We start from the raw sequence: 713 nt of genomic DNA on the forward strand, positions 1-713 counted from the left end.
ATGGATGAACGCCTCATAACAGTTGAACAGCCCATGCCGCCCGGTCAGCAGGTACCCCTCCAGCCACCCCTGACACAGGTGCTCGCTCAGCACCTCCATCACACGGCCGCCGGGCGCGAGGTGCTCGTCCGTGGGCAGTGTGGCGGCGTTCCAGGCGCGGGAGGTCACCTCGAACACCGGGGAGAGCCGGTTGGAGGCGGTCTCGTCCGGCCCCATCAGCCGGAAGTTGTCCGGGTTGGCGGCGATCACGTCGCGCAGGAACCCGCCGAGCATCCGGGTCGGCTCGCTCGACGCCGCCGCGGGCGCCTTGACCTCCACCGCGTAGTCGCGGAAGTCGGGCAGGACGAGCGGCCGCAGCAACTCCCCGCCGTTGGCGTGCGGGCTGGCGCTCATCCGGCGCGAGCCCTCGGGCACGGTCTCCAGGATCTCGGGGACCGGCCTCCCGTCCGCGTCGAACAGCTCATCGGGCCGGTAGGAGCGCATCCACTCCTCCAGCATCGCCCGGTGCCCGGCGTCGTCCCGCACCCCCGCCAGGGGGACCTGGTGGGACCGCCAGGTGCCCTCGACCGGCAGGCCGTCGACCTCGCGGGGGCCCGTCCACCCCTTGGGCGTACGGAGGACCAGCATCGGCAGCCGGTCGGACCGCCCGGCCTTGTACTCCGCGATCTCGTCGAAGACCGCGTCGAGCGTCTCCGCCATCAGGGGGTGCATGA

At 71.9% G+C, this 713-nt stretch carries 1 protein-coding gene; it reads right to left on the minus strand.

What is annotated here, in order from left to right; translation table 11 throughout:
* Nucleotides 1–713, minus strand: a 713-nt coding sequence (locus tag Mco01_RS38780; RefSeq protein ID WP_504739641.1) for a phosphoketolase family protein, incomplete at both ends; no start/stop codon positions are given.

It is taken from the genome of Microbispora corallina, assembly GCF_016863035.1.
In the GTDB taxonomy this organism is placed as follows: Bacteria; Actinomycetota; Actinomycetes; order Streptosporangiales; family Streptosporangiaceae; genus Microbispora; species Microbispora corallina.